The organism is Bradyrhizobium sp. USDA 3256, from assembly GCF_054058275.1.
In genome coordinates this window covers 2,687,001-2,707,841 of record NZ_JBSSAE010000002.1, presented here as the reverse complement: position 1 = coordinate 2,707,841, position 20,841 = coordinate 2,687,001, and the positions used below count along the sequence as shown (strand labels likewise).

At 63.9% G+C, this 20,841-nt stretch carries 21 protein-coding genes and 1 pseudogene; 13 read left to right on the top strand and 9 right to left on the bottom strand.

The window, feature by feature from the left end:
• Nucleotides 1–58: 58 nt before the first annotated feature.
• The 6 genes from ACVWY5_RS14220 to ACVWY5_RS14195 all read left to right on the top strand — a co-directional run bounded on the left by ACVWY5_RS14220 (nucleotide 59) and on the right by ACVWY5_RS14195 (nucleotide 5,844).
• Nucleotides 59–565 (top strand): MarR family winged helix-turn-helix transcriptional regulator, encoded by a 507-nt coding sequence (locus ACVWY5_RS14220; protein WP_051376199.1) that lies wholly within the window; start codon nucleotides 59–61, stop codon nucleotides 563–565.
• Complete coding sequence (locus tag ACVWY5_RS14215) at nucleotides 562–1,422, top strand: DMT family transporter (protein ID WP_028335079.1); 861 nt, start codon at nucleotides 562–564, stop codon at nucleotides 1,420–1,422. The genes ACVWY5_RS14220 and ACVWY5_RS14215 overlap by 4 nt, the downstream gene beginning before the upstream one ends.
• Nucleotides 1,423–1,587: 165 nt before the next feature.
• Nucleotides 1,588–3,684, top strand: a complete 2,097-nt coding sequence (locus ACVWY5_RS14210; RefSeq protein WP_028335078.1) for a hypothetical protein — start codon at nucleotides 1,588–1,590, stop codon at nucleotides 3,682–3,684.
• Nucleotides 3,685–3,775: 91 nt separating this feature from the next.
• Entirely contained in the window at nucleotides 3,776–4,243 is a 468-nt protein-coding gene (locus ACVWY5_RS14205; RefSeq protein WP_028335077.1) for a carboxymuconolactone decarboxylase family protein, read from the top strand.
• A gap of 164 nt (nucleotides 4,244–4,407) precedes the next feature.
• Entirely contained in the window at nucleotides 4,408–5,280 is an 873-nt protein-coding gene (locus ACVWY5_RS14200) for a bifunctional helix-turn-helix transcriptional regulator/GNAT family N-acetyltransferase (protein WP_028335076.1), read from the top strand.
• A gap of 66 nt (nucleotides 5,281–5,346) precedes the next feature.
• On the top strand, nucleotides 5,347–5,844 hold the full coding sequence (locus tag ACVWY5_RS14195; RefSeq protein WP_028335075.1) for a peptide deformylase: 498 nt from the start codon (nucleotides 5,347–5,349) through the stop codon (nucleotides 5,842–5,844).
• A 7-nt stretch (nucleotides 5,845–5,851) separates the two neighbouring features.
• Here the strand turns inward: ACVWY5_RS14195 and ACVWY5_RS14190 are convergent, their stop codons facing one another.
• The 6 genes from ACVWY5_RS14190 to ACVWY5_RS14165 form a co-directional block, all read right to left on the bottom strand.
• A complete protein-coding gene (locus ACVWY5_RS14190) occupies nucleotides 5,852–7,114 on the bottom strand; it encodes a serine hydrolase domain-containing protein (RefSeq protein WP_028335074.1) in 1,263 nt (420 codons plus the stop codon).
• Between the two features lie 188 nt (nucleotides 7,115–7,302).
• Nucleotides 7,303–7,776, bottom strand: a complete 474-nt coding sequence (locus tag ACVWY5_RS14185) for a VOC family protein (RefSeq protein WP_028335073.1) — start codon at nucleotides 7,774–7,776, stop codon at nucleotides 7,303–7,305.
• Nucleotides 7,777–7,891: 115 nt separating this feature from the next.
• A complete protein-coding gene (locus tag ACVWY5_RS14180; RefSeq protein WP_321176891.1) occupies nucleotides 7,892–9,139 on the bottom strand; it encodes an MFS transporter in 1,248 nt (415 codons plus the stop codon).
• Nucleotides 9,057–10,013: an adenosine deaminase gene (gene add / locus ACVWY5_RS14175; RefSeq protein WP_321176892.1), complete on the bottom strand. Its 957-nt coding sequence runs from the start codon at nucleotides 10,011–10,013 to the stop codon at nucleotides 9,057–9,059. The genes ACVWY5_RS14180 and add overlap by 83 nt, the downstream gene beginning before the upstream one ends.
• A gap of 260 nt (nucleotides 10,014–10,273) precedes the next feature.
• A complete protein-coding gene (locus tag ACVWY5_RS14170) occupies nucleotides 10,274–10,810 on the bottom strand; it encodes a helix-turn-helix domain-containing protein (protein WP_028335070.1) in 537 nt (178 codons plus the stop codon).
• Nucleotides 10,811–10,816: 6 nt separating this feature from the next.
• Nucleotides 10,817–10,963, bottom strand: a complete 147-nt coding sequence (locus tag ACVWY5_RS14165; RefSeq protein WP_160321808.1) for a hypothetical protein — start codon at nucleotides 10,961–10,963, stop codon at nucleotides 10,817–10,819.
• 550 nt (nucleotides 10,964–11,513) lie between these two features.
• Between ACVWY5_RS14165 and ACVWY5_RS14160 the strand changes: the two genes are divergently transcribed.
• Nucleotides 11,514–12,167 (top strand): glutathione S-transferase family protein, encoded by a 654-nt coding sequence (locus ACVWY5_RS14160; protein ID WP_028335069.1) that lies wholly within the window; start codon nucleotides 11,514–11,516, stop codon nucleotides 12,165–12,167.
• A 78-nt stretch (nucleotides 12,168–12,245) separates the two neighbouring features.
• Here the strand turns inward: ACVWY5_RS14160 and ACVWY5_RS14155 are convergent, their stop codons facing one another.
• Complete coding sequence (locus ACVWY5_RS14155) at nucleotides 12,246–13,433, bottom strand: serine hydrolase domain-containing protein (RefSeq protein WP_321176893.1); 1,188 nt, start codon at nucleotides 13,431–13,433, stop codon at nucleotides 12,246–12,248.
• A gap of 356 nt (nucleotides 13,434–13,789) precedes the next feature.
• On the opposite strand from ACVWY5_RS14155, the gene ACVWY5_RS14150 reads away from it, so the two are divergent.
• Together ACVWY5_RS14150 and ACVWY5_RS14145 are read left to right on the top strand one after the other, a co-directional pair.
• Nucleotides 13,790–14,935, top strand: coding sequence for an FAD-dependent oxidoreductase (locus tag ACVWY5_RS14150; RefSeq protein ID WP_038377605.1), 1,146 nt, complete (start codon nucleotides 13,790–13,792; stop codon nucleotides 14,933–14,935).
• Nucleotides 14,936–15,175: 240 nt separating this feature from the next.
• Nucleotides 15,176–15,412 (top strand): hypothetical protein, encoded by a 237-nt coding sequence (locus ACVWY5_RS14145; RefSeq protein WP_028335066.1) that lies wholly within the window; start codon nucleotides 15,176–15,178, stop codon nucleotides 15,410–15,412.
• A gap of 282 nt (nucleotides 15,413–15,694) precedes the next feature.
• Here the strand turns inward: ACVWY5_RS14145 and ACVWY5_RS14140 are convergent, their stop codons facing one another.
• Entirely contained in the window at nucleotides 15,695–16,591 is an 897-nt protein-coding gene (locus tag ACVWY5_RS14140; RefSeq protein WP_028335065.1) for a LysR family transcriptional regulator, read from the bottom strand.
• 316 nt (nucleotides 16,592–16,907) lie between these two features.
• Between ACVWY5_RS14140 and ACVWY5_RS14135 the strand changes: the two genes are divergently transcribed.
• Together ACVWY5_RS14135 and ACVWY5_RS14130 are read left to right on the top strand one after the other, a co-directional pair.
• Nucleotides 16,908–17,642, top strand: coding sequence for an SDR family oxidoreductase (locus ACVWY5_RS14135; RefSeq protein WP_028335064.1), 735 nt, complete (start codon nucleotides 16,908–16,910; stop codon nucleotides 17,640–17,642).
• A 36-nt stretch (nucleotides 17,643–17,678) separates the two neighbouring features.
• Nucleotides 17,679–18,278, top strand: a complete 600-nt coding sequence (locus ACVWY5_RS14130) for an NADPH-dependent F420 reductase (RefSeq protein WP_028335063.1) — start codon at nucleotides 17,679–17,681, stop codon at nucleotides 18,276–18,278.
• A gap of 163 nt (nucleotides 18,279–18,441) precedes the next feature.
• Here ACVWY5_RS14130 and ACVWY5_RS14125 read toward each other — a convergent pair whose 3' ends face one another.
• The gene (locus tag ACVWY5_RS14125; RefSeq protein WP_028335062.1) at nucleotides 18,442–19,098 is read right to left on the bottom strand and encodes a glutathione S-transferase; all 657 of its coding nucleotides are present in this window, start codon (nucleotides 19,096–19,098) and stop codon (nucleotides 18,442–18,444) included.
• 109 nt (nucleotides 19,099–19,207) lie between these two features.
• On the opposite strand from ACVWY5_RS14125, the gene ACVWY5_RS14120 reads away from it, so the two are divergent.
• Together ACVWY5_RS14120 and ACVWY5_RS14115 are read left to right on the top strand one after the other, a co-directional pair.
• Complete coding sequence (locus ACVWY5_RS14120) at nucleotides 19,208–19,771, top strand: TetR/AcrR family transcriptional regulator (protein WP_028335061.1); 564 nt, start codon at nucleotides 19,208–19,210, stop codon at nucleotides 19,769–19,771.
• Nucleotides 19,772–19,857: 86 nt separating this feature from the next.
• Nucleotides 19,858–19,956, top strand: a pseudogene (locus ACVWY5_RS14115) (NADP oxidoreductase coenzyme); the annotation flags it as partial.
• Nucleotides 19,957–20,841: the final 885 nt, after the last annotated feature.

The window sequence follows — 20,841 nt, the reverse complement described above, 5'->3', positions numbered from 1 at the left end:
CAATAAGTATTTGCGATATGCTTGCACTTTGCAATTATATGTGCGAGCCTCTCATTCCATGAAACAGACCGCGCCTGCGTCCGATGACGGGCTGAAGCTCAGTGCCTGGCTGCCCTACCGCCTGTTCCTGGTCGCGGCGCAGGTCGCCCGACCGCTCGAGCGCTTCTACGGCGAGACGTTCGGATTGAGCCAGGCCGGCTGGCGCATCCTCGCCGTCATCGCCGAGCGCGACGCGGCCAACGCCTCCGAGATCGGCCGCGCCTGCGCGCTCGATCCGTTCGCGGTCAGCCGCGGCATCGGCCAGCTCACAGAGCTCGGCTTCGCGGTGCGACGCTCCGGCAAGTCCGACCGGCGCTTTGCCGCCGTTAGCATCACCCGCAGCGGCCGGGCCGCGTTCAACCGGATCGCTGCACTCGGCAGCGCGATCGAGACGCGGCTGCTGGCGCGGCTCTCGGAGAGCGAACGCGTCACGCTCGATTCCGCCCTCACCCGGCTTGAGGGGGAAAGCGCGCGGATCGATGCCGGCGGCTGGCGCGCACTGCGCGACGACGCCGGCACGCCATGACAGTCCTGCTGTTCGCGCTGACCGCGCTGCTCTGGGGCGGCGGCGCGCTGGCAACGGCGATGCAGGCCGGCGTAACGCCCGCGCCGTGGTCGGTCGCGCTGCGCATGGTGCTCGCGGGCATCATCCTGCTCGGCTACGGACGGCTGCGCGGCGTGCCGCTCGCGATCCCGCGAAAGGACCGGCCGGCGGTCGCGTTGCAGGGCCTGCTGTTCTTCGCCATTGCCTTCATCGCCTTCTATGAGGCGACCGCACGGATGCCGAGCGGGCTTGCCGCACTCGTGCTGTCGACATCGTCGCTGTTCGCGGCCGTGCTCGCGCGCGTCGCACTCGGCGTGCCGATCTCCTCCGGCTTCGTATCGGGCGCGCTGTGCGGCATCCTTGGACTGGCGATCATCTTCCTGCCCGGCGCCGCCGCGCACGGCGCCGCGCCGCTTGCGGGATTCGTCTGGGCGCTCACCGCGGCCGTCGCAACCGGCGCCGGGACAACGGTCGGTGCACGCAACCAGCGCGCCGGACTGCCCGTCGTCTCCGTGCTCGGCTGGGGCGCGTTCGTCGGCGCGACGGCGAGCGCGCTGTGGGCGGTGGCGACAGGCACGCCGTTTGCGGCCGACATCTCGCCCTCCTACGTGGCGAGCTTCCTCTATCTCGCGATCGCCGCGTCCTGCATCACCTTCATGCTCTATTTCGAGCTGGTGCGCCGGCTCGGTCCCGGCCGCGCGGCCTATACGCTCGCATTGGTGCCGCTCGTCGCGCTCGTGCTGTCCGCGCTGTTCGAGCACCTTGCGCTGGGCTGGCCGGTGCTCGCCGGCGCCGCCGCGATCCTTGCCGGCAACGTGCTGGTCCTGGCGCGCGCCTAACCGGCTCGTCGGCGCACAGCAAGATACATGCGGCAAGTTGTCCCCCGCCGGCGGTCGCCGGCTGGTCAACCGCATGTTTCCCGATCGCATTAATCGGACGTTGTCCGGCTCGCATATAAGGAAGCAACCCGGGACGACGAGGCGGCTTCGCAGGGTTACCCGATCGTGAACTCCATCCGCAAAATCGGCAACACCGAGTACTTCGCAATCCAGGTCGACGGCCAGGATGACTGGATCATGCGTCCTGCCCTCGGCCAGCGGCCCGCGCGGAATGCCGGGCTGCTGCCGGACGCAATCGCGTGGTTCTTCAACACCGACGCGGGATTCATCTTCTATGATCTTGCGCGTCGCCAACTCGTCGATCGGCTGCAAACGCCCTGGGCGCGCGGCCACGACGGAAAGGACTCGCGCGACGACTATCTGAGTTACGGATTTCTCCAGAGCAAGGATGGCCGGCTCGTCTATCTCCTGCTTTATCACGCCGCGAACGCGACTGACCTGCATGTCATCGACCTCGAGCGCAGGGCGATCGTCCGCTCGGTTCTGGACATGCCGAGCGGCAACTCGCTGTGCCCGCCGGTTCTGGACCAGGCTGGCCGGATTCTGGTTTCGGCGTTCCGGCATGACAATGGAATTATCGCGCTGCTGCTGCGCATTGATCCGCAGACCGGCGCTTACAATGTGTCGAGCTGCGAGGGATCGCGTGCCAGGTCGTTCCTGATCCGCTCGAGCCCGTGCGGCCGCTATTGGCTGCGCGCCGACAATTCCCGGCTCCTCATGATTACCGAGGAGAGCTCGCTCGTCTCCCGGTTGCTGGGTAGAGACACCACGGCGCAGCGGGAGTATTTCAGCTTTGCCGTCGAGATCTGGCAGGCGTTTCCGCTGCGGCGGCTGCACTCCGTCGCGCCGATGTGGATGCAGGCGGAAGGGTTGCCCGACACGACCCAGCTCGATCTCGACAGGCGGAAGCAGGGATTGCCGCCACGACGCGGCGAGATCTACCGCAAGGTGTCACAGTTTCTCGATCGCGAGGCCACGCTGACGACCAACGAGATCAACGCGAAATCGCACCCCGATCTGTGGCCGGATCCGAACACCCACTACGCCAACGTCAGCAGCAATCTGCGCGACTTCGAGCTTTCCGAGCGGGACGTGATTGGCTGGCAACCCGATAGTCTGGCCTTCTGGCTGAGGCGAAATGACTTCGTCGCCTGCGTCGGCGTGGACGGAACGGTCTCGCCAAAAATCATGCTGGAGCGGTTCGGGATGGACGACCGTCTCTGGTTGGCGCGCGCCCGCGGCTGGTCGAAGGCGACGCCCCTGCCGGACCGTCGCCTCGATATCCGGTTCACCGAGGGGATCGTGACGGTCTCCGGCGCGCCGGGCGATCCGGTACACCGCGTCCGGGTGGTGCCCGTAACCGACGATCATTTCAGGCCCGCGCCACCCGAGCCGCAAGAAGAGGACAAGGATGCCGCGCTGGCCAAGAAGGCCGAGACGCTCGCCAAGCGGTTCAGCACCTACGCCGTCGATCTCGCCTCGATGAGCGAGCCCGATTGTATCGCGGCCATCGATGCGCTCACGGCGCAAATCAGCCCCGATATCAATGAGCGCCCTCACGACAACCACCTGCAGGCAGTGTTCCGTTTCGATGGCAAGCGGCTCAACGAGAAGAAGTTCTTCTCGCATGTTGCGAAGCACTGCCCCCGCGCCGCACCTGCGATCCGAAGGCTGATCGACGCGGTATGCACGCACATCGGACCGCATGCCAGCGCCTGGTACGATCCTTACGGAGACGAGATTCCGACCGCGCTGTTCGGCTACGCCGCATGGTGCCTCGCGCGCGTGGACAAAACCAGCAACGATGTCCTGCTGCGCTACTACGGGCTGGTCGATACCGATCACGAGAGCTTCTTTTTCGAGAAGATCGCTCCGTTGATGCTGGAGAACGCGGGCAGTGCTAGCGCTCGCCTGGAGCTCGCGGAAGGGTTCTATTTCGGCGATCTCGGCAATGCCATCGATCACTCGGCGCTCTGGCGAATGGCTAAGATGGCCGAGCACGCGGCGAGCCTGATGACGGCGAAGCAGTATGCGGCGCGTTTGCTGGCGCGTGCAGCCGCGACGTCCGCCGCCCGATCAAAGTCGGAGTTCGGGTATTATTGTTTCGACAACCTCGCGCGGTTCCTGACGGATCCTTCGCAATGGGAAACAGAGCTGCTGCAAGAACTGCCGCAAGCGGCGAGCGATCTCGCGCCCCAGTAGCGCCGCGGCGGATGAAAATATCGCGCCGGCATGTCACATTCGCCGTTCCTCGTTCGTCATGATGTCGTCAACCAACCCAGGGAAACCGACCATGACTGTCAGACTTGATCCGCTCGCCGCCGCCCCCAAGATCATGAAGATCTGGTTCGACGCGTCGGTCGCGATCTCCTCCAGCCTCGAGCCGAAGCTCGCCGAGCTCGTGAAGATCCGCGCCTCGGAGATCAACGGCTGCGCCAATTGCATCAATTTGCACACGACGTTCGCCCGCGATGAGGGTGAGACCGAGCAGCGCATCTACCTGCTGTCGGCCTGGCGCGAAGCGCCCTGCTACACTGATCGCGAGCGCGCCGCGCTCGGCTGGACCGAAGCCCTGACGCGGATCTGTGAGCAGCATACCCATGTCGCGGCCTACGAGACGCTGAAGGCGCATTTCACGCCGGAGGAGCAGGTCAAGGTGACCTTGCTGATCACCGTCATCAACGGCTGGAACCGGATCGCGGTCGGCTTTGGCGGCTTCGTCGATCCGCACGTGCTCAAGGCCAAGATGGCTGCGGCGTGACCGCGGAAATGGCACGAGACGGCGCAGCGGCTGACTTCGCGCCGCTGCGTCCCAGGCTGATGCGCGTCGCTATCGCATGGCCTCTGCACTAGGCGACAAGGCTCCATTCGGTCCGGATCGTCGGCCGATTGACGCGGCGACGATATCTGACTAAAGTCAGATATATGCTCGACCCTGTTTCCCGCGTCCGTCGCTTCAACCGTGCCGTGACCTCCGCCGTCGGCGCGCTCGACACCTCGTTCCTCGGGCGCGGCCGGCCGCTCGGCGCGGCGCGCGTGCTGAACGCGATCGGGCACGGCCGCGCCGATGTCGGCGAGATCAGGGATTATCTCGGGCTCGATTCCGGCCTGATGAGCCGCCTGCTGCGCAGCCTCGAGGACGAGGAACTGATCGAGACCACGGCGCATGGCGACGACGCGCGCCGCCGCATCGCACGGCTGACGGCGGCGGGTAAGCGCGAGTTCAACGCCTATGAGGCGATCTCCAACCGGCAGGCAAAGGACTTTCTCGCCCACCACAGCCAACGCGAGGCGCTGCTCGCAGCAATGGACCTGATCGCCTCGGCGCTCGGCCGCGACGGCACCGCCCTCGATGAGATGGATCCGCGCAGCGACGAGGCGCGCTATTGCCTCGGCGAATATTACGCCGAGCTGGCGCGGCGGTTCGAGAAAGGCTTTGACGTCAAGCTGTCGCGCGACCCTGAGGCCAAGGACATGGTGCGTCCGCGCGGCAGCTTCATCGTGGCGATGTCGGACGGCCTGCCGATCGGCTGCGTCGGGCTGAAGGGCAGCGGCGGCGGGTTCGCCGAGATCAAGCGGCTCTGGGTCGCACCTGGCGCGCGCGGCCTCGGTCTTGGCCGCCGCCTGATGGACGCGGCCGAGAAGGCCGCGCGCGAGCTCGGCATCGCAGTGCTGCGGCTCGACACCAACAGCGCGCTGCCGGAAGCCGGCCAGCTCTACCGCCGGACGGGCTGGACCGAGATCCCGCGCTTCAACGGCGACCCCTACCCCGATCTGTTCTTCGAAAAGCATCTCTGAACGGCGCTCCGCGCGCGGCGCCCGCATCAGCTTGTCCGGCGCGATGCCCTGGCCTAAGACACGGGCATGACCATTCGCCCCATCGTGCGCTATCCCGATCCGCGGCTTGCACTGCCGGCCGAGCCGGTGACCATGTTCGACGAGGCGCTGCGCGAACTGGCGCAGGACCTGCTCGAGACCATGCGCGCGGCGCCCGGCATCGGCATCACCGCGCCGCATATCGGTGTATCCCTGCGCGTCGTGGTGCTCGAGCTCGATGCCAGCGAGGGCGCGCGGACCTATGTCAATCCGGAGATCATCCGGACCTCGCCCGAGATGATCCTGCACAAGGAGGGCAGCGTCTCGATGCCAGGGGTCAATGACGAGGTCGAGCGTCACGCCCGCGTCCGCATCCGCTATCAGGATCTCGACGGCAACATGCAGACCGAAGAGTCCGACGGCCTGCGCGCGGTGTGCCATCAGCACGAGATCGATCAGCTCGACGGCGAGTTCTGGATCAGGCGGCTATCCCGCCTGAAGCGGGAGCGCCTGATCAAGCGGTTCGAGAAGCTGTCGCGCGCGTAGTCGGACGTCACCCTCCCGCCATCAAATCCTTGGCCAGCGCCATGTAAGCCGGCAGCGTCACAGGGTCGTTGGCCGCGTTGCCGGCAGCCGGGTGCGAGGCGTAGCGCGCGATCACCATCTCGGCCTTCGGATCGATATAGAGGCCCTGGCCATAAACGCCGCGCGCCATGAAGGCGCCGTGCGCATTGTGCGTCACCCACCATTGATTGCGGTAGGACGCTCCTGGCAGTGTGGTGTAGCCGGCCGGCTTGAATTTCCCGGGATCGCCGCCGCGCGCGATGTCTTCGACCACATCGGACGGTACGATCTGGCGACCGTTGAAGCGGCCGTGGTTGCGCATCGTCTCGCCGAAGCGGGCAAGATCGCGCAGCGTCGTCGACAGTCCGCCGCCGCCGCTTTCGGTACCGATGCGGTCAACGTGATAATGCGCATCCTCCTCGGCGCCCATCGGCGCCCAGATCCGCTCGGAAAGCAGGTCCGACAGCGTCATGCCGCTGGCACGGCGGCAGATCCAGGCCAGCACGTCGGTGTTGACGGTCTTGTAGGCGAACGCCTTGCCGTGCTCGCCCTGCTTTTGCTGCGCACAGAGGAAATCAAAGATATTGGTCGCGCCCTCATAGCCCGGCTCGATCGGCGCCATGCCGTTGGCGCGCCGCAGCCCCCACACGTCGGAATTCTTGTCGGTATAGACCTCGGTGTATTTGAGGCCGGTGGTCATATCCATCGCCTCGTGCACGCGGGCATCGCCGAACGCGCTTGCCTTCAGCTCCGGCACGTAATCGGTGATCGGCGCCTGCGGATCGATCTTGCCCTCGGCGATCAGGATGCCGGCAAGCGTGCCGGTGAATGATTTGGTCACCGACATCGCGATGTGCGGCTTGTGCGGCCTCAAGGCGCCGAAATAGCGCTCGTAGATCAGCTTGCCCCGGTGCAGCACGGCAATGCCGTCGGCATAGGTTTCCTCGAGCATACGCGCGAAGGTCATCGGGCGGCCGTCCATCGTCACCGATGCCGACGCGCCAATATCATGCTCTTCGCGCGGCAGCACCGACGCCGACCCTGCCCCGCGCCAGACATTCACGGTCGGCACCAGCTGGCGGACGTTGCTCCAGGCCCAGCGCAATTCGGGGAAGCTGCGGAACGAGCCGTTCTGGAAGGTGATGGTCCTGTCCTGCGGCGGCGGAAAGCCCTGCATCCAGCCAAGCGTTTGCGGATCGGATTCGGCGGCGGTGAGATTTTGCGGTTGATTGGCGGCGGCTGCGACGGACATCAGGGCTGGCTCCAGAGCTGCGAATGCGAATTTCGTATCACGCGACGGCACCAGGCACATCCCGCGTTTGCGCCGGGGTGACCGTCACGGCGAGCGGATGCCGCGACGCGGATGGCCGCGTGCCGCACACGCCAGCTCGATCGGACACCTGACTATCGAGCGCGGGCCAAATCATTCCGGCAGACGGATTACCCCGCCGCCGCGCGCTCGATCGCGGCGATGTCGATATTCTTCATCGTCATCATCGCCTCCATGGCGCGCTTGCCGGCGGCGCGATCGGCGCTGTTGACGAGTTCGAGCAGCCGCCGCGGCGTGATCTGCCAGGCAAAGCCCCAGCGATCCCGGCACCAGCCGCACGGCAATTCCTTGCCGCCATTGCCGGTGACCGCATTCCAGTAGCGATCGGTCTCGTCCTGGCTGTCGGTGAGCACCATGAAACTGACCGCCTCGTTCGGCGTGTAGTTGGAGCCTCCGTTCAGCCCCACGAAGCGCCGGCCGAGCACGGTGAACTCGACCGTCAGCTCCTCGCCCTGCCCGATGCCCGGTATCGGAGATTGATGGCCCGCGCCGACATGGCTGTCGGGAAACGTCGCGGCATAAAACTCCGCCGCTTCGCGCGCCCGGCCCTGATCGAACCAGAGGCATGTGACGAGATCGGTCATGGCAGTCTCCTTCCAGGGATCATCGAGCAGGATGAGAGAGGGCATAATCCGTGAATATGGTCCTGGTTCGACGCGGCGCAGGCTTTCGTCCCACAACGTGTTTCGCCATCGCGGATCACGTTTCGCAACTTCGGCCCACGCGCATGATCAGGAGCGGCACGATGACGATCGCTCCCGCCATCAGCATCACTCCGGATACATCCGAGAGAGTCAGCATCCGGGCACCAAAAATGGCTCCGACGCCAATCGCCGAATTGATGACGGCCGAGTGGATAGCGGCCGCGGACATTGCCATGGAACCGGCCGCACGCAAGATCCAGGTCTGGAGGCCCGCGAACAGCGCCGCGACGGCGGCGCCCCAGACAACGAGCAAGGTAACGACCGTGCCGGTCCCCAGTTGCGGGCCGAACCATCCAAGCCCGACAAGCGCGCCCGCGAGGGCCAGCAGTCCCCACGTGATGACGGATGTCATGAAGCGATCGATCAGAACGCCGGTCAGGATGTTGCCGACAAATCCTGCTCCGCCAAAACCGAACAGCATCACACCGATCATGAAAGGCGGCACATCCGCGATCTCGCCGAGGAAGGGTTCGATGAACGTGTAGGCTGCGAAATTCGCCGCCGCCATGAACGCCGTTACGGAATAGATTTTCCGCAGGTCCTGTCGGCAAATCACCGCTGCCAGCGCTTGCCATCCCGCCGGCGATCCGGCCCGGAGCCGCGGAAGAACCCCGACCATCAGGACGGACGTGCACAATCCGACCCCGCCGATCACGCCGAATGCCGCGCGCCATCCGTTGTTCTGTCCGATGAGGTTGACGAGTGGCACGCCGACGACGGTTGCCATCGAGATTCCGCCGAACACGATCGCTGTCGCAACACCCATGCGATGAGACGGCGCAATCTGCGTTGCGATCGCGGCCGCCATCGCCCAGAAGAAGCCGTGAACGACAGCACCGACCGCCCGCGCCAGTAACAACCCCGTGAAACCGTCGGAGAGCATTGCCGCAAGGTTGGTCGCGGACAGCACCAGCATCAGAACAACGAGCAGCGGCTTGCGGGGAAAGCCCTGCAGCAGAACGGCGGACAACAGGCCGCTCGCAGCGCCGATCCAGGCATAGAGCGTGACCGTGAGCCCGACCGCGGCCTGGTCCCGACCAAGGTCGAGGGCGATCTGGGACAACAGCCCGACCGGCGCGAACTCGGTCGTGACCATCGTGAACGAAGCAACGCCGAGCACGATGACGGCGAACCAGACGCGGAGCCCGGGACTGGAAGTGTCAGTCGTCATGCAGGTGACCGGTGTGGAGGCGCGCCCTGATGTCCCTGATGACGCGCCGATAGTCCTGACGCCGCGTTTCATCCATGAACGCAGCCTTGAGGCTGTTGTCGGCGAGGCTCAATTGCTCCTCGACAGTCAGGCCCAACGCCGCTGCCGCGCGGACGAAATTCTCGTTGACGTGACCTCCGAAATACGCGGGGTCGTCGGAGTTGACCGTGACGCAGAGGCCGGCGTGGAGCAGCCGGCGCAGATTGTGACGTTGGAGATCGGGGAAGATCTGCAGCGCCACATTCGACAGCGGGCATACCGTGAGCGGCGTCCCCTCGTCGGCAAGGCGCCGCATCAGTGCCGGATCGGCCTCGCATTGGACGCCGTGATCGATGCGGTCGACGCGCAGCCTGTCGATCGCTTCGGTTACGTAATCGGGTGGCCCTTCCTCACCGGCATGCGCAGTCGTCTTCCAGCCAAGCGCGCGGGCGCGGGCGAAGACCTCGTCGAAGGGTCCGGGCGGGTAGCCTTTTTCCGGCCCACCAAGTCCGAGCGCCACCACGCCGTCGCGCCAGCGGCGTGCCGCCTCGATGGCGGCGAAGGCCTCTTCAACAGGCTTATGCCGGCGAACGCACAGGATCACGCCTCCGGTGATATCGCGTTGCAACCGCGCGTCTGCATAAGCGGCGCTGATGCCGTCCATGACCGCATCGAACGGCACGCCACGCTCGGTATGGTCGGCAGGGGTGACGTAGATTTCCGCATGAACGACATTGTCTTCCCGCGCACGGGTCAGGTACGCGCGCGTCAACTCATAGAAATCGCGCTCCGTCCGAAGCACGGTCAGGCCGGCCCAGTAGATCTCCAGAAATGACTGGAGATCGGAGAATCGATACGCCGAGAGGATATCGTTCATCGAGCGGTACGGGATCGCCACATCGTTCCGGCGGGCAAAATCGAGCAGCATGCCCGGCTCCAGTGTTCCCTCGACATGCACGTGAAGCTCGGCCTTCGGAACGGCCTTGATGTCAAATAACGGAACGGAATTCATTGAACGCGATCTCTGGCCTCGGGCGTGTTCCGCTTCAGAGCTCTTTCCCGCGCATCCAACCGGATGCGCGTGCCAAAGCTCGTCTGCCGTACGAGCCTGACCTAGCAGCCTTTGTCGAAAGGTCGCCACGCATAAAATATGCGAGCGTTATCCGGCTGAGGCAGCCTCCCCGTGCATCAGGCAATGGTGGTGACCAGCCGTGCGGGGGCACCGTCGGCGAGCATGATGCGCTCCCACAGCATGCGTCCCGGAAGGATCACGAGGTCCGCATCGGAGTTCGGACCCGTATTGACCTCGAGCGAACTGAGCTGCCCGTCATACCAGCCGAGATCATTGAGGGCGGTGTCAGCCGCGAGGATTTCCGGAGAGGCATAAACACGTAGCGATTTACCCAGGAATTCGGACAAGCCGGTTCGCCATTCGGCCTGCCTGGGCGCCGATGCGGCAAGCAGCCGATGCGTCAGGTCGCACACCAGATGGACCTTGCGCGTCGAGGATTCGACAAGGCGCTTCAGGGCGACATCCTGGGCCGGCTCGAACGGACCCATGAGCAATCGGCGCGCCGAGATCCACTGGGTTTCAGACAGGTCGAGAATACCGCGCTCCCAGCGCGACACGGTCGCCTGATCCACACCCATCAATTCAGCGAGGTGGCTTTGCTTCATCTGACGAAGCAATCGCATTCTTCGCAACCCGCGGCCTTGATCACCCATCAACATTCACCCGACTTTGTTCTGCAACTCGTGGCGCAGGTCAGCGAAGACATGCGCCGCGGACACCGCTACCAGGAACGGCCGCGGCGTAAAATCCGCAGCCGCGCGCGCCTGGCGCTGGTCGAACCACAGGCATGTCACGAGCCCGGCCACGGCAGTCTTTCTTTTTTCGCATAGGGTGGTTGGCGAAACCGCACACCGCCATCACGATCACAATGCCTGCCCGGTCCGGCCGCGCGATGCGGTGGCCACAACCGTTCCGCAAGCACGCTGATCGTCCCTGCGAAAGCAGGGACCCATTACGGCGCGGCCGGGGTTGGGAACAGGACTCGTCGTTCTGGCATCGCTCGACAATGACCATCGGTGGTTATGGGTCCCTGCTTTCGCAGGGACGACACTGAGTGTGTTGCGGAGCCGTAAATCAAGCTTCCGCATTCTCGCGGCATGAAGTGCCCGAGCCTTGCTTTAGTTGCCGCCCTCCTCTCACAGAGGGCGCAGGGAAAGCCGGGTGCCGATCGCACTGAGTTGCCCGTCGGGGTGATTTGTCGCAGGCGACGCAAAGGGATTTGACTTGCGCCGGGGCAACTCGACCGTGTGCCCCGCATGCGCGAACATGTAGCTTGCTGTCAAAAGAATCCCGAATCGGCTGTCGGGGCGCGCGCCGCCCGCTCGTCCTCGGGACGCAAGGACATGGAGAGAAACGATGACGCCCACCATCACCGCCTTCGAACGGTCGCCCGATGGCGGCAAGGGACTGGCGCGCGATACGCGCGTTCGCTGGGCGCTGGAAGAAGCGGGCCAGCCTTACGAGGTTCGCCTTGTTTCGTTCCAGGCGATGAAGGAGCCTGCGCATCTGGCGCTGCATCCCTTCGGCCAGATTCCGACCTATGAGGAAGGTGATCTCGCGCTGTTCGAGACAGGCTCGATCGTGCTCCATATCGCCGAGCGTCATGCGGGCCTGCTGCCCGGCGAGGCCAATGCCCGCGCCCGCGCAATCACCTGGATGTTTGCCGCGGTCAACACGGTCGAACCGCCGATCCTCGAACTCATGACCGCCAGGATTCTGGAGAGCGACAAGCCCTGGACCAAAGAGCGCCTGCCGTTGGTTATGGATCGCATCCGCGACCGGCTGCAGCAACTCTCCGCCCGCCTCGGCAAGGCCGACTGGCTCGACGGCGCGTTCAGCGCGGGCGACCTGATGATGGTGTCGGTGCTGCTCAGGCTGAGAGCATCGGGCATTCTCGACGAATATCCGAGCCTGTCCGCCTATGTCGCCCGCGGCGAGGCCCGGCCGGCTTACCGCCGGGCTTTCGCCGCGCAGCTGGCGATCAACACGGGTAAGCGACCGACCGGCTGACGCTGGCGACATCAGGGACAGGCTCTCGCGCAGATGGCAAAGCCGCCGGACATGCTGCGCCCGTCCGGGCCAGGTTTGCTAGTCGAATGGATCGTGTTCTGGCAGCGGTTCGGTCAGTTCGAATCCTGGATGAAGCTGCGAGATAATCTCTATTGCGGTGCGGCCGGGTGCGATCCCCGCGGGGTGCACGCCCGACGCATCGAAATACTGGTTGCTCAGCACCGCGACACCGCATTGCAATTCCGGCACGACGATCACGATCGCTTCGAATCCGCCCCTGCTCGTCGCACCGTTCTTTGTGAAAACGGTATGGCCCTGCGTGTCCGTGGTGATCTGCCAGGCGAGGCCCATGGTGACGCTAGTCTTCTCCCCGCAAACGGGGAATGTCCCCTGGTTCTGCTGCGTGAGCGCGATCTGCGACCCGAGCGGCCCCTTCGGCGCTGCGATCTGCGCGGCAAGAAATTTGAGCATATCGTCGCCGGTGGTTTTCAAATCAAAGGCCGTGCCGCCGGTCGGCGTGTTGCGGTCGAAGACGATCTGGTATGGCGGCTCGGAACTCTTGCTCCAATGCCCGATACATCCCTGCGCGATCTTCCATGATGAATTGACGACGGCGCCCGTTTGCTTCATGCCGAGCGGACCGGTGACGTATTCGGCCAAAATTTCGTTGTAGTTATGGCCCTTGTCTTTCGCAAACATCTGCGTGACCGCAAAGCCCAGGGTCACGAAGCCGATGTTGGAATACTGCCAGCAGCCCTGCGGCGGCGTATCATATTGATTCCACCAGTTGATGAGTTCATTGGAGGGCGGCTCGTCCGCAAACAGCTGCTCGCTGTAGCCAGTCAAGCCGTCCCCCGGCTGCTCCGGCATACCGGAGGTATGGGTGGCGAATTGCACGAGCTGGATGGCATCCAGCACGGGCGTTCCCACTGCGTTCGCGCTGAAGAGGTTCAAGTAAGGGCCGATGGTATCGTCAAGAGAAGGCCCACCCGCCTTGACGGCCACCGCCAGCAATGTGCTGGTGAACACCTTGGTCACCGATCCGATCTCGAACACCGTGTCGGTCGTGACACTGAATGGCGCGGGCGAAGAGCCGGCCACGCCTGACAGTCCCTTGGGGTAGACGTAGCCCTTGGTGCCGAACGACTTTTCGTCATAGACCGCGATGCAGCAGCCAGGGGCGTTGCTGATGTCGAGATATTTTTTTGCCGCCTGCTGAACGATCTGTGCCGGACTTGTCGTCGCATCGATCATCTGGTCGCTCATTTCGCCCTCCTGCCGGTGAAGATGCACCATGTTGACCTTTGGTTGCATCATCTCATATAACGCCGTCTGGCGCGAGCGAAATCACCGTGACTATTTGTTTCAAGTTCGCTCCGTGGAAACAGCGTCGTCAGACGCCGCTTGCGCCGACTTCCGGGCAGTCGCGAAGACTCTAGCGGGAGTCGGGGCCAGGTTAGCCGAACGCTTAACCCGCCGCCTCGCGCCCGGCTTCAAGATGCGGCGGATCAAGCTTCGCCGGTCCAGCTGCGCGCTCGGCTGGATTATGCTTGCTGCCAGAGCATCGGAAATGACATGGTCGATCTCACCCCGCCGATGCAGGCAGAGCGCAGGACTTCTTCGTGAGCACCAATCAAGCGATCAAACTTGCGGTGATCGGACGCGGCCTGATCGGATCGGCGGCTGCGCGGCATCTGAGCAAGATGGGCCACGATGTTGCGCTGATCGGGCCCGGTGAGCCGGCGGATTTTTCGCGCCATGGCGGCGTGTTCGGCAGCCACTATGACGAGGGCCGCATCACGCGGAGTTACGATCCGGGGCCGTTCTGGCGGCAAGCGAACCGCGCCGCGATTTCTCGCTACGGCGAGATTTCAGCGGAGAGCGGCGTGGAGTTCTATCGGGAAGCCGGTGCGCTTCACGTCGGCCGCAGCGAAACCACTGATGTTGCTTCGATCGGCAGGATCTGTGCCGAAGACGGGATCCAGTGTGAAGCCTATCATGATGCGGGGCTCGCGGAGCGCTTTCCGTTTCTGAAATCGACGGCGGGAATGCAGGGATATTTCGAGCCTCGCAATGCCGGATACATCAGCCCGCGCCGCCTGGTCCGCGCGCAGACGATCGCGGCGGAGCGTGCCGGCGCCCGGATCATCGACGAACCCGCGCTGGGGATGTCGGAAAGCGGCCCCGGCGTGACGATCCGGACGCGATCGGGCAGCGTCGAGGCCGAGCGTGTTCTGGTTGCGGCCGGCGGGCATACCCAATCGCTGCTCGGCCGCTCGCTGGGCTTTACGGTCTATGGGCGGACCGCGGCCCTGTTCCGGCTTGGTGCGGCGGAGGTTCAACGCCTGGCCGGAATGCCGTCGATGCGTTGTCTCGGGCCCAAGGGAGACAATCCCTACATCCTGCCGCCGATCCCCTATCCGGACGGCCAGACCTGGCTGAAGCTCGGCGGCGATCCGGTCGATCTTCCGCTCGACAGCGAGGCCGATATCAAGGACTGGTTCCGCTCGGGCGGATCGATTGAAGTCGCCGATCGGCTTCAAGGACAGATCCTTGACCGCATTCGCGACCTCGCTTTCGAGGAACGCCGCGTCGTGCCCTGCATGACCACTTTCGGCGACAGCGGCCTGCCCTGCATCGGACCGCTTTCAGAGCGCGTCACGGTCGCCTTCTGCTGCTACGGCAAGAGCGCAAAATGTTCGGACGAACTGGGCCGGCTCGGCGGCATGGCGCTGCTCGGCGAGGTCCGAGCGGAGCTCGCGCCGTGACGGAGTTTTAGCGGACGTAACGCGCCCTCACGATCATCGCGCGAAGACGTGATGGATTACGCTTCGTTCATCCAGTCTGTCGGTGATGGTCTGCATCGCGCGACACAACGGCGAGGATCGCATTGCTCACGCAGCGTTGAGCCAGCGTGAGTGATGATTGCATTTAAGTCCTCCGTTGCCGTGCACAAATATCTGACGAGGCCAGACTCCTTGGCCCCATAAACAAAACGGAGAAACTCCATGACGAACGTCAAACTCCTGTCGGCTGCTTTGATCGCGGTTGCCATGATCGCGTCGCCGGCAATGGCGCGTGAAACCCACGCGATGTCCCGCCACGTCGCTGAGGCGAGCGCTGCCGCGCCGACCGAGCCCGTCTACGTTGACGGTCGCGCCTGCATCCCGGCGCCGCGCGTCGGTTCATTCGCCACCGCGCCCTGGACCGGCAACAATGTCCCCTGCGAGCCGGGTCCGTATTGATCGCTCCGCGCGCATCGATCGGTCGGGCTGCCCCCTAGCCGCTTGACCGGCGCGATGTGCCATTGCGACATCCGCGAAACAGTGAGTAGCCCGCATGAGCGCAGCGATATGCGGGACACCACGCGGCACACGGATAGAAATGCCCCGGATATCGCTTCGCTCGTCCGGGCTACGTTTGCCACCGTCAGCAGCGCAAGGGATTGATCGCGATTTTCGCTTGGTGCAAGCGCAGCTCGCCTCCGATCGGATTGCGGCAAGCGCCATCGGCTAGCTGCCCGCGCGTCAGTCGCGTGATACGGACAGCCCGGCGAGAAGCGGCGCGTACGCGGTGAGCCTGCGGGATACGAACTCGGTGAAGAGCCGCACGCGCTTCGTCTTGCGTGTCTCCCCCTGTGTGAGAAGCCAGAGCGTCCCGTACATGTGCAGGTCGGTGCCCGGCACCCTCACCAGCAGGGGGTCGGCATCTCCGACGAAGCACGGCAGCGTCGTCATCCCGAGCCCCTGCCGCACCGCGACGATCTGCGCCGCGGCATCTGTGGCCCTGAACGGAACCTCGGCGGCGCGAACCTCGCCCTCGTGGGCCCAGTCCGGGATTCCGTGAATGCTTATGACGATCCACCTGACGGGATCAGGCGCGCCCGCACGCCACGCCGCCAGTCGATCGCGGGATATGTAGATGCCTCCGAACAGCTCCGGTCCCTTCAGGCCGTGAAGATTGAGTGGCAGGGTTTTGCGGTCGTAGACGACGCGGATCGCGACGTCGGCCTCCCGGTTGGTCAGATTTGCCAGCTCGCCGGACGACAAGATTTCCATTTCGATGTCCGGATGCAGACGCGCGAAATCGGCGAAGTCCGGCATGAGCAGGTGTGTCGCGAGGGGCGGTGCCAGCGTCACTCGCAGAAGCCCGCGCACGCTCTGGTCGCGGCCAAAGACGCGCGTCTCCAGCTGGTGCGACGACGCTTCCATCTGGTCCGCGAGCTCGAGGACCTCTTCCCCCGCAGCCGTCAGGCGGTAGCCCGAAGGCAGCTTCTCGAACATCTGCGCTCCGAGCCGTTCCTCCAGCTGGGCGACGCGTCGCAGCACGGTCGAGTGGTTCACCCCGAGGCGCTCGGCGGCAGCCCGCACCGAGCCTCCGCGCGCGACGGCAAGAAAGTAGCGAACGTCATCCCAGTCGATCATGGTGCAGTCCAGCACCGCTGGGGTGCGCCTTCCAAAGCCCGTCTCCAGTACATCGAACAGCATCTCGTATGTGGGTAGCACGGGCGATCATCATAGCCCAAGCCGAATAGCCACGCCGACAAGCGCGGCCCAATTCCGAACGGCGGACACCGATCGTCGCGGCTGGCGTCAGTCGTCCTGCCGGATCGATTTCGCACCACCGATGTGCGCGCTTCCGCACTCAACGCCTGACGCCGGCGGAGCTACGTCGAGGTTCTCGAGGGCCATCTCGCAAATGGGACCCGAGACGCTGTCCGACACGACGAAAGGAGAAGTCATGGGAAAGCTTGAGAGTAAGGTTGCAGTCATCACGGGTGGATCGAGCGGTATGGCGCTGGCGAGCGCCAGGCGGTTCGTTGAAGAAGGCGCCTATGTTTTCATCACGGGCCGAAGGCAGGAGGCGCTCGACCAGGCCGTCAGGCTGATCGGCCGGAACGTAACCGGCGTGCGCGGCGACGCGGCCAATCTCGACGACCTCGACCGTCTGTTCGACACGGTCAAGCGGGAAAAAGGCAAGATCGACGTCTTGTACGCGAGCGCCGGGATGGGCGAAGCCATCCCACTCGGCGAGATTACCGAGCGGCATTTCGATGCGACCTTCGGCCTGAATACGCGCGGCACGCTGTTTGCGGTTCAGAAGGCGTTGCCGCTGTTCAACGATGGCGGATCGATCTTCATGACCGGGTCGGTCGCGTCCGTAGAAGGTTTTCCCGGTTACGGCGTGTATGCGGCGAGCAAGGCGGCGTTGCGCTCATTCGCACGCACCTGGCTCAACGAACTGAAGGGCAGGAATATCCGGGTGAACGTGCTGAGCCCGGGGCCGATCGCCACACCGATGCAGGACCAGGTTCTCACCGAGGAGGCGAAGCGGATGTTCGAATCCCTGATCCCGCGGGGAAAGATGGGTCGTCCTGAGGAAATTGCGGCGGCCGCGCTGTTTCTTGCCTCGGACGATTCGAGCTTCGTGAATGGGGTGGATTTGTCTGTCGACGGCGGTTTTTCGGCCATCTGAAATCGAATCAACACCAACACGGATCGGAGAAGCATCATGAGCTACGCGATTGTAGGATTCGGTAAGATAGGTCAGGCCCTCGCCCACGCCTTCGCCCGTAAAAACATCGACGTGACCGTCGCGAGCCGCCGACCGCCCGAGGCGTTGACGCCGCAGGCTCGGGCGATTGGACCCACGGTCGTCGCCAAGTCGTTGCGGGAAGCACTCGAGGCCGACACAATCATCCTGGCGGTCCCGTTCGGGGAGCATCGCGAGGTTGCGAAGGCCCTGCCGAATTGGAAAGGCAAGACGGTGATCGACGCGATGAACGCGTTTCCAGTCCCTGAAGAGCTGGACGGCCTCCCGTCCTCCGCCTTCGTCGCGAAGGCGTTCACCGGCGCCAAGCTCGTCAAAGGGTTCAATCACCTGATTGCGGCCACCCTGGCTGCCGATCCGATCGTCGAGGGCGGGCACCGGGTCGTCTTGCTGTCTGGTGACGACGAGGACGCGACCGCTCCTGTGGCGGCCTTGGCGAAGCAACTCGGGTTCGCGCCCGTCAAGCTGGGAAAGCTCAACGAGGGTGGCGCGCTGGTGCACGCACGCGGCCGCAATTGGGGCCCGCTCATCTTCCAGGATTTGTTCAAGAAGGAGCAATGATCGGACCCTCGGCAGCCGGGTAGCCCGCATGAGCAGAGCGACATGCGGGATGCGGTGGAAGAAAGATACCCGGATGTCGCTGCGCTCATCCGGGCTACGCTTGCCATCCTGGCGAGCCGCCCTCGCGTAAGACGCGCGAGGGCGGCGTTCGCAAACGACGATCTCAATCAAGTGCCTTGATCGGCTCGGACATCGTGATCCGGTTCTTCACGCTAGGACGCTCCTGCATCGCTGCATACCATGCCGAAAGAGCCTCGCACTCCACCGGCACCGGCACGTTCACGAGTCCCGCGAAGATCAAGCCGCCGATGAGGGTGATATCGGCCATCGTGAATGCGTCGCCGGCAACGAACGGCTGTCGTTTCAGAATGCCGTCAAAGTAGTGCATCCCCCTGAGGGCCTTGTCGCGCTGACGGAATCCCCATTCGGGGTTCTGATAGATCTCGACATGAGGCCCGAGACCCGGCGTGGCGTGGTGGAAATAGACACTGATGGCGTCGAGCAGTTCCAGTTCGGCGCGCTTGCTCATCATGTGGATCACACCCTTTTCGCGCGGCGTCCTGCCGGTCAGCGTCGGCGCGCCATCGAGCGCGTCAAGGTACTCGGTAATGGCCGTGCACTCGCCAATGAAGGTCCCGTCGTCGAGTTCGAGCACCGGCAGCGTGCCGGAGTAGTTCTTGGCGAGGAATTCGGGCTGCTTGTGCTCGCCCTTGTAGAGATCGACCAATACGAACTCCACGTGCGACCGCAGGTTCTTCTCGGCCAGGGCGATGCGAACGCGGGCCGGATATGGGCCGGTTGGCCAATCGTAAATCTTCATCAGGACTCCTGTGTCTACCTGTCACTTGGTAGGCTCAAACTAGCCTTCAAATCGGACCGGTCAACGCCTATCTGTCACTTGGTAGATAACGAAGCAGTGAGGCGACGAAGTGAGTTCAAGCTCTCGGGAGGCCATCCTGGCGGCGGCAAAGCGGACCGCGCAGGCCCGTGGCTATGGCGGCTTGAATTTCCGTGATCTGGCGGACGAAGTCGGGATCAAGGCCGCCAGCATCTATCACCATTTTCCGAGCAAGGCCGATCTCGGCGTGGCCGTCGCGCGGCGCTACTGGGAGGACACCGCCGCCCAACTCGAGGCGATGCTGGCAGAAGCGGCCGATCCTGTCCGATGCCTGCGTCGATATCCCGATGTGTTTCGCAAGGCGCTCGAGAGCAACAATCGCATGTGCCTCTGCAGCTTCATGTCGGCGGAGGTCGACGACCTGCCGGACGCAGTGAAGAAGGAGGTCCAGACCTTTGCCGACGTCAACGTGGCGTGGCTGAGCAAGCTGTTGGTGGCCGCGGGCCTGGTCAGTTCGAGAAAAAGCGAACAGCGGGCCCGCGCCATCTTCGCCGCCGTCGCCGGCGCGCAGCTCATGGCCAGAAGCCGCTCCGACATTTCGCTCTACGACTCGATGATCGACAGCTATCGCGCCGCGGGTCTTTTGCCGGCGTAGATGGCCCGAATGTCAGGTCGAGGTGAGGCGTCAACGCCCTACTCCCACTCGTGCCCAATGAGCTGATTTGTCGTTGCAGAATTTTCAAGCTGGGAAAACTCAACGAGGGAGGCGCAGTGGTGCACGCACGCGGCCGCATTTGGGGCCCGCTCATCTTCCAGGATCTGTTCAAGAAGGAGCAGTGATCGGCAGAAGTGCGCCGTTCGAAGAGCGGCGAGACACCCTGGCCGCACCGGATGAGCAGCGCGTAGTTCGGTTCAACGGTTTCAAACAGCGTCAGATATGACACCACGTTCTCGCGACGACAATCGTCCGAGCTTTGCTGTTGGTTTCACCCTCTTCGATCGGAGGGCGCAGGGAAGACCGGGTGCCGATCGCACCCATGGGCCCCGAGCAATGGAGATAAGCTCGGGGGTAGGACCACAGGTGTAACCGGGAACAACCCGGCCTTCCCTGCGCGATGGTTGTGCGGCTTACTTCGTGCTCTCCCCGGCGAGACTGGGCTTTTTTGTCACCGCCCTCGCACGCGCATCGCGCAAGCGAGAAGACACCTACCACTAGGGCGTCAGGACCACACGACTTCACCGTCCGCTATCTGCGCGCACTCGTCAGTTGCGCCATCAGCGTCCACCGCATCTCGACCCGCGTTCGTGACGATCGCGATCCGCCCCTCGTGTCGGGTGAGACGCGTATATTGAACATCTGAGTTGGGTCAAACGCCAAGCGGAATATTTTCTTAGTAGCGGATTGACAGGATTTTGGTGAGTTGCCCGTCGGGGTGATTTGTCGCACGTGATTAAGCGGAATTTGATTGGCACGTGGGCAACTCAAGTGCGGCTCAAACATACGGTTCTGGATACGCCGAAGACAAGAACTTGCCTGTCCATAGCATCGCGATCCCGGCGCAAACAGTGAGCTTGGCCTTCACTACTATTTGGGCTCAGCTCAATAAGCAGGCAGTGGGAGATCTGGCCGGAAAGATCATTGCGTTCAGCAAGAGAGGGAGGGAGCCGACCCTCGCGAGCGAAACCACCGCATCAAGCGAGTAGCCCGTATGAGCGTAGCGATAC

Excerpts from the sequence above, each read along its gene's own strand:
- ACVWY5_RS14170 (WP_028335070.1), bottom strand. The coding sequence starts at position 10,810 with ATGGGTGATCAAGGCCGCGGGTTGCGAAGAATGCGATTGCTTCGTCAG.
- ACVWY5_RS14205 (WP_028335077.1), top strand. The coding sequence starts at position 3,776 with ATGACTGTCAGACTTGATCCGCTCGCCGCCGCCCCCAAGATCATGAAG.
- ACVWY5_RS14135 (WP_028335064.1), top strand. The coding sequence starts at position 16,908 with ATGGGAAAGCTTGAGAGTAAGGTTGCAGTCATCACGGGTGGATCGAGC.
- ACVWY5_RS14125 (WP_028335062.1), bottom strand. The coding sequence starts at position 19,098 with ATGAAGATTTACGATTGGCCAACCGGCCCATATCCGGCCCGCGTTCGC.
- ACVWY5_RS14145 (WP_028335066.1), top strand. The coding sequence starts at position 15,176 with ATGACGAACGTCAAACTCCTGTCGGCTGCTTTGATCGCGGTTGCCATG.
- ACVWY5_RS14195 (WP_028335075.1), top strand. The coding sequence starts at position 5,347 with ATGACCATTCGCCCCATCGTGCGCTATCCCGATCCGCGGCTTGCACTG.
- ACVWY5_RS14140 (WP_028335065.1), bottom strand. The coding sequence starts at position 16,591 with ATGATCGACTGGGATGACGTTCGCTACTTTCTTGCCGTCGCGCGCGGA.
- ACVWY5_RS14130 (WP_028335063.1), top strand. The coding sequence starts at position 17,679 with ATGAGCTACGCGATTGTAGGATTCGGTAAGATAGGTCAGGCCCTCGCC.
- ACVWY5_RS14220 (WP_051376199.1), top strand. The coding sequence starts at position 59 with ATGAAACAGACCGCGCCTGCGTCCGATGACGGGCTGAAGCTCAGTGCC.
- ACVWY5_RS14160 (WP_028335069.1), top strand. The coding sequence starts at position 11,514 with ATGACGCCCACCATCACCGCCTTCGAACGGTCGCCCGATGGCGGCAAG.
- add (WP_321176892.1), bottom strand. The coding sequence starts at position 10,013 with ATGCTGCTCGATTTTGCCCGCCGGAACGATGTGGCGATCCCGTACCGC.
- ACVWY5_RS14200 (WP_028335076.1), top strand. The coding sequence starts at position 4,408 with ATGCTCGACCCTGTTTCCCGCGTCCGTCGCTTCAACCGTGCCGTGACC.
- ACVWY5_RS14190 (WP_028335074.1), bottom strand. The coding sequence starts at position 7,114 with ATGTCCGTCGCAGCCGCCGCCAATCAACCGCAAAATCTCACCGCCGCC.
- ACVWY5_RS14215 (WP_028335079.1), top strand. The coding sequence starts at position 562 with ATGACAGTCCTGCTGTTCGCGCTGACCGCGCTGCTCTGGGGCGGCGGC.
- ACVWY5_RS14180 (WP_321176891.1), bottom strand. The coding sequence starts at position 9,139 with ATGAAACGCGGCGTCAGGACTATCGGCGCGTCATCAGGGACATCAGGG.
- ACVWY5_RS14185 (WP_028335073.1), bottom strand. The coding sequence starts at position 7,776 with ATGACCGATCTCGTCACATGCCTCTGGTTCGATCAGGGCCGGGCGCGC.
- ACVWY5_RS14155 (WP_321176893.1), bottom strand. The coding sequence starts at position 13,433 with ATGAGCGACCAGATGATCGATGCGACGACAAGTCCGGCACAGATCGTT.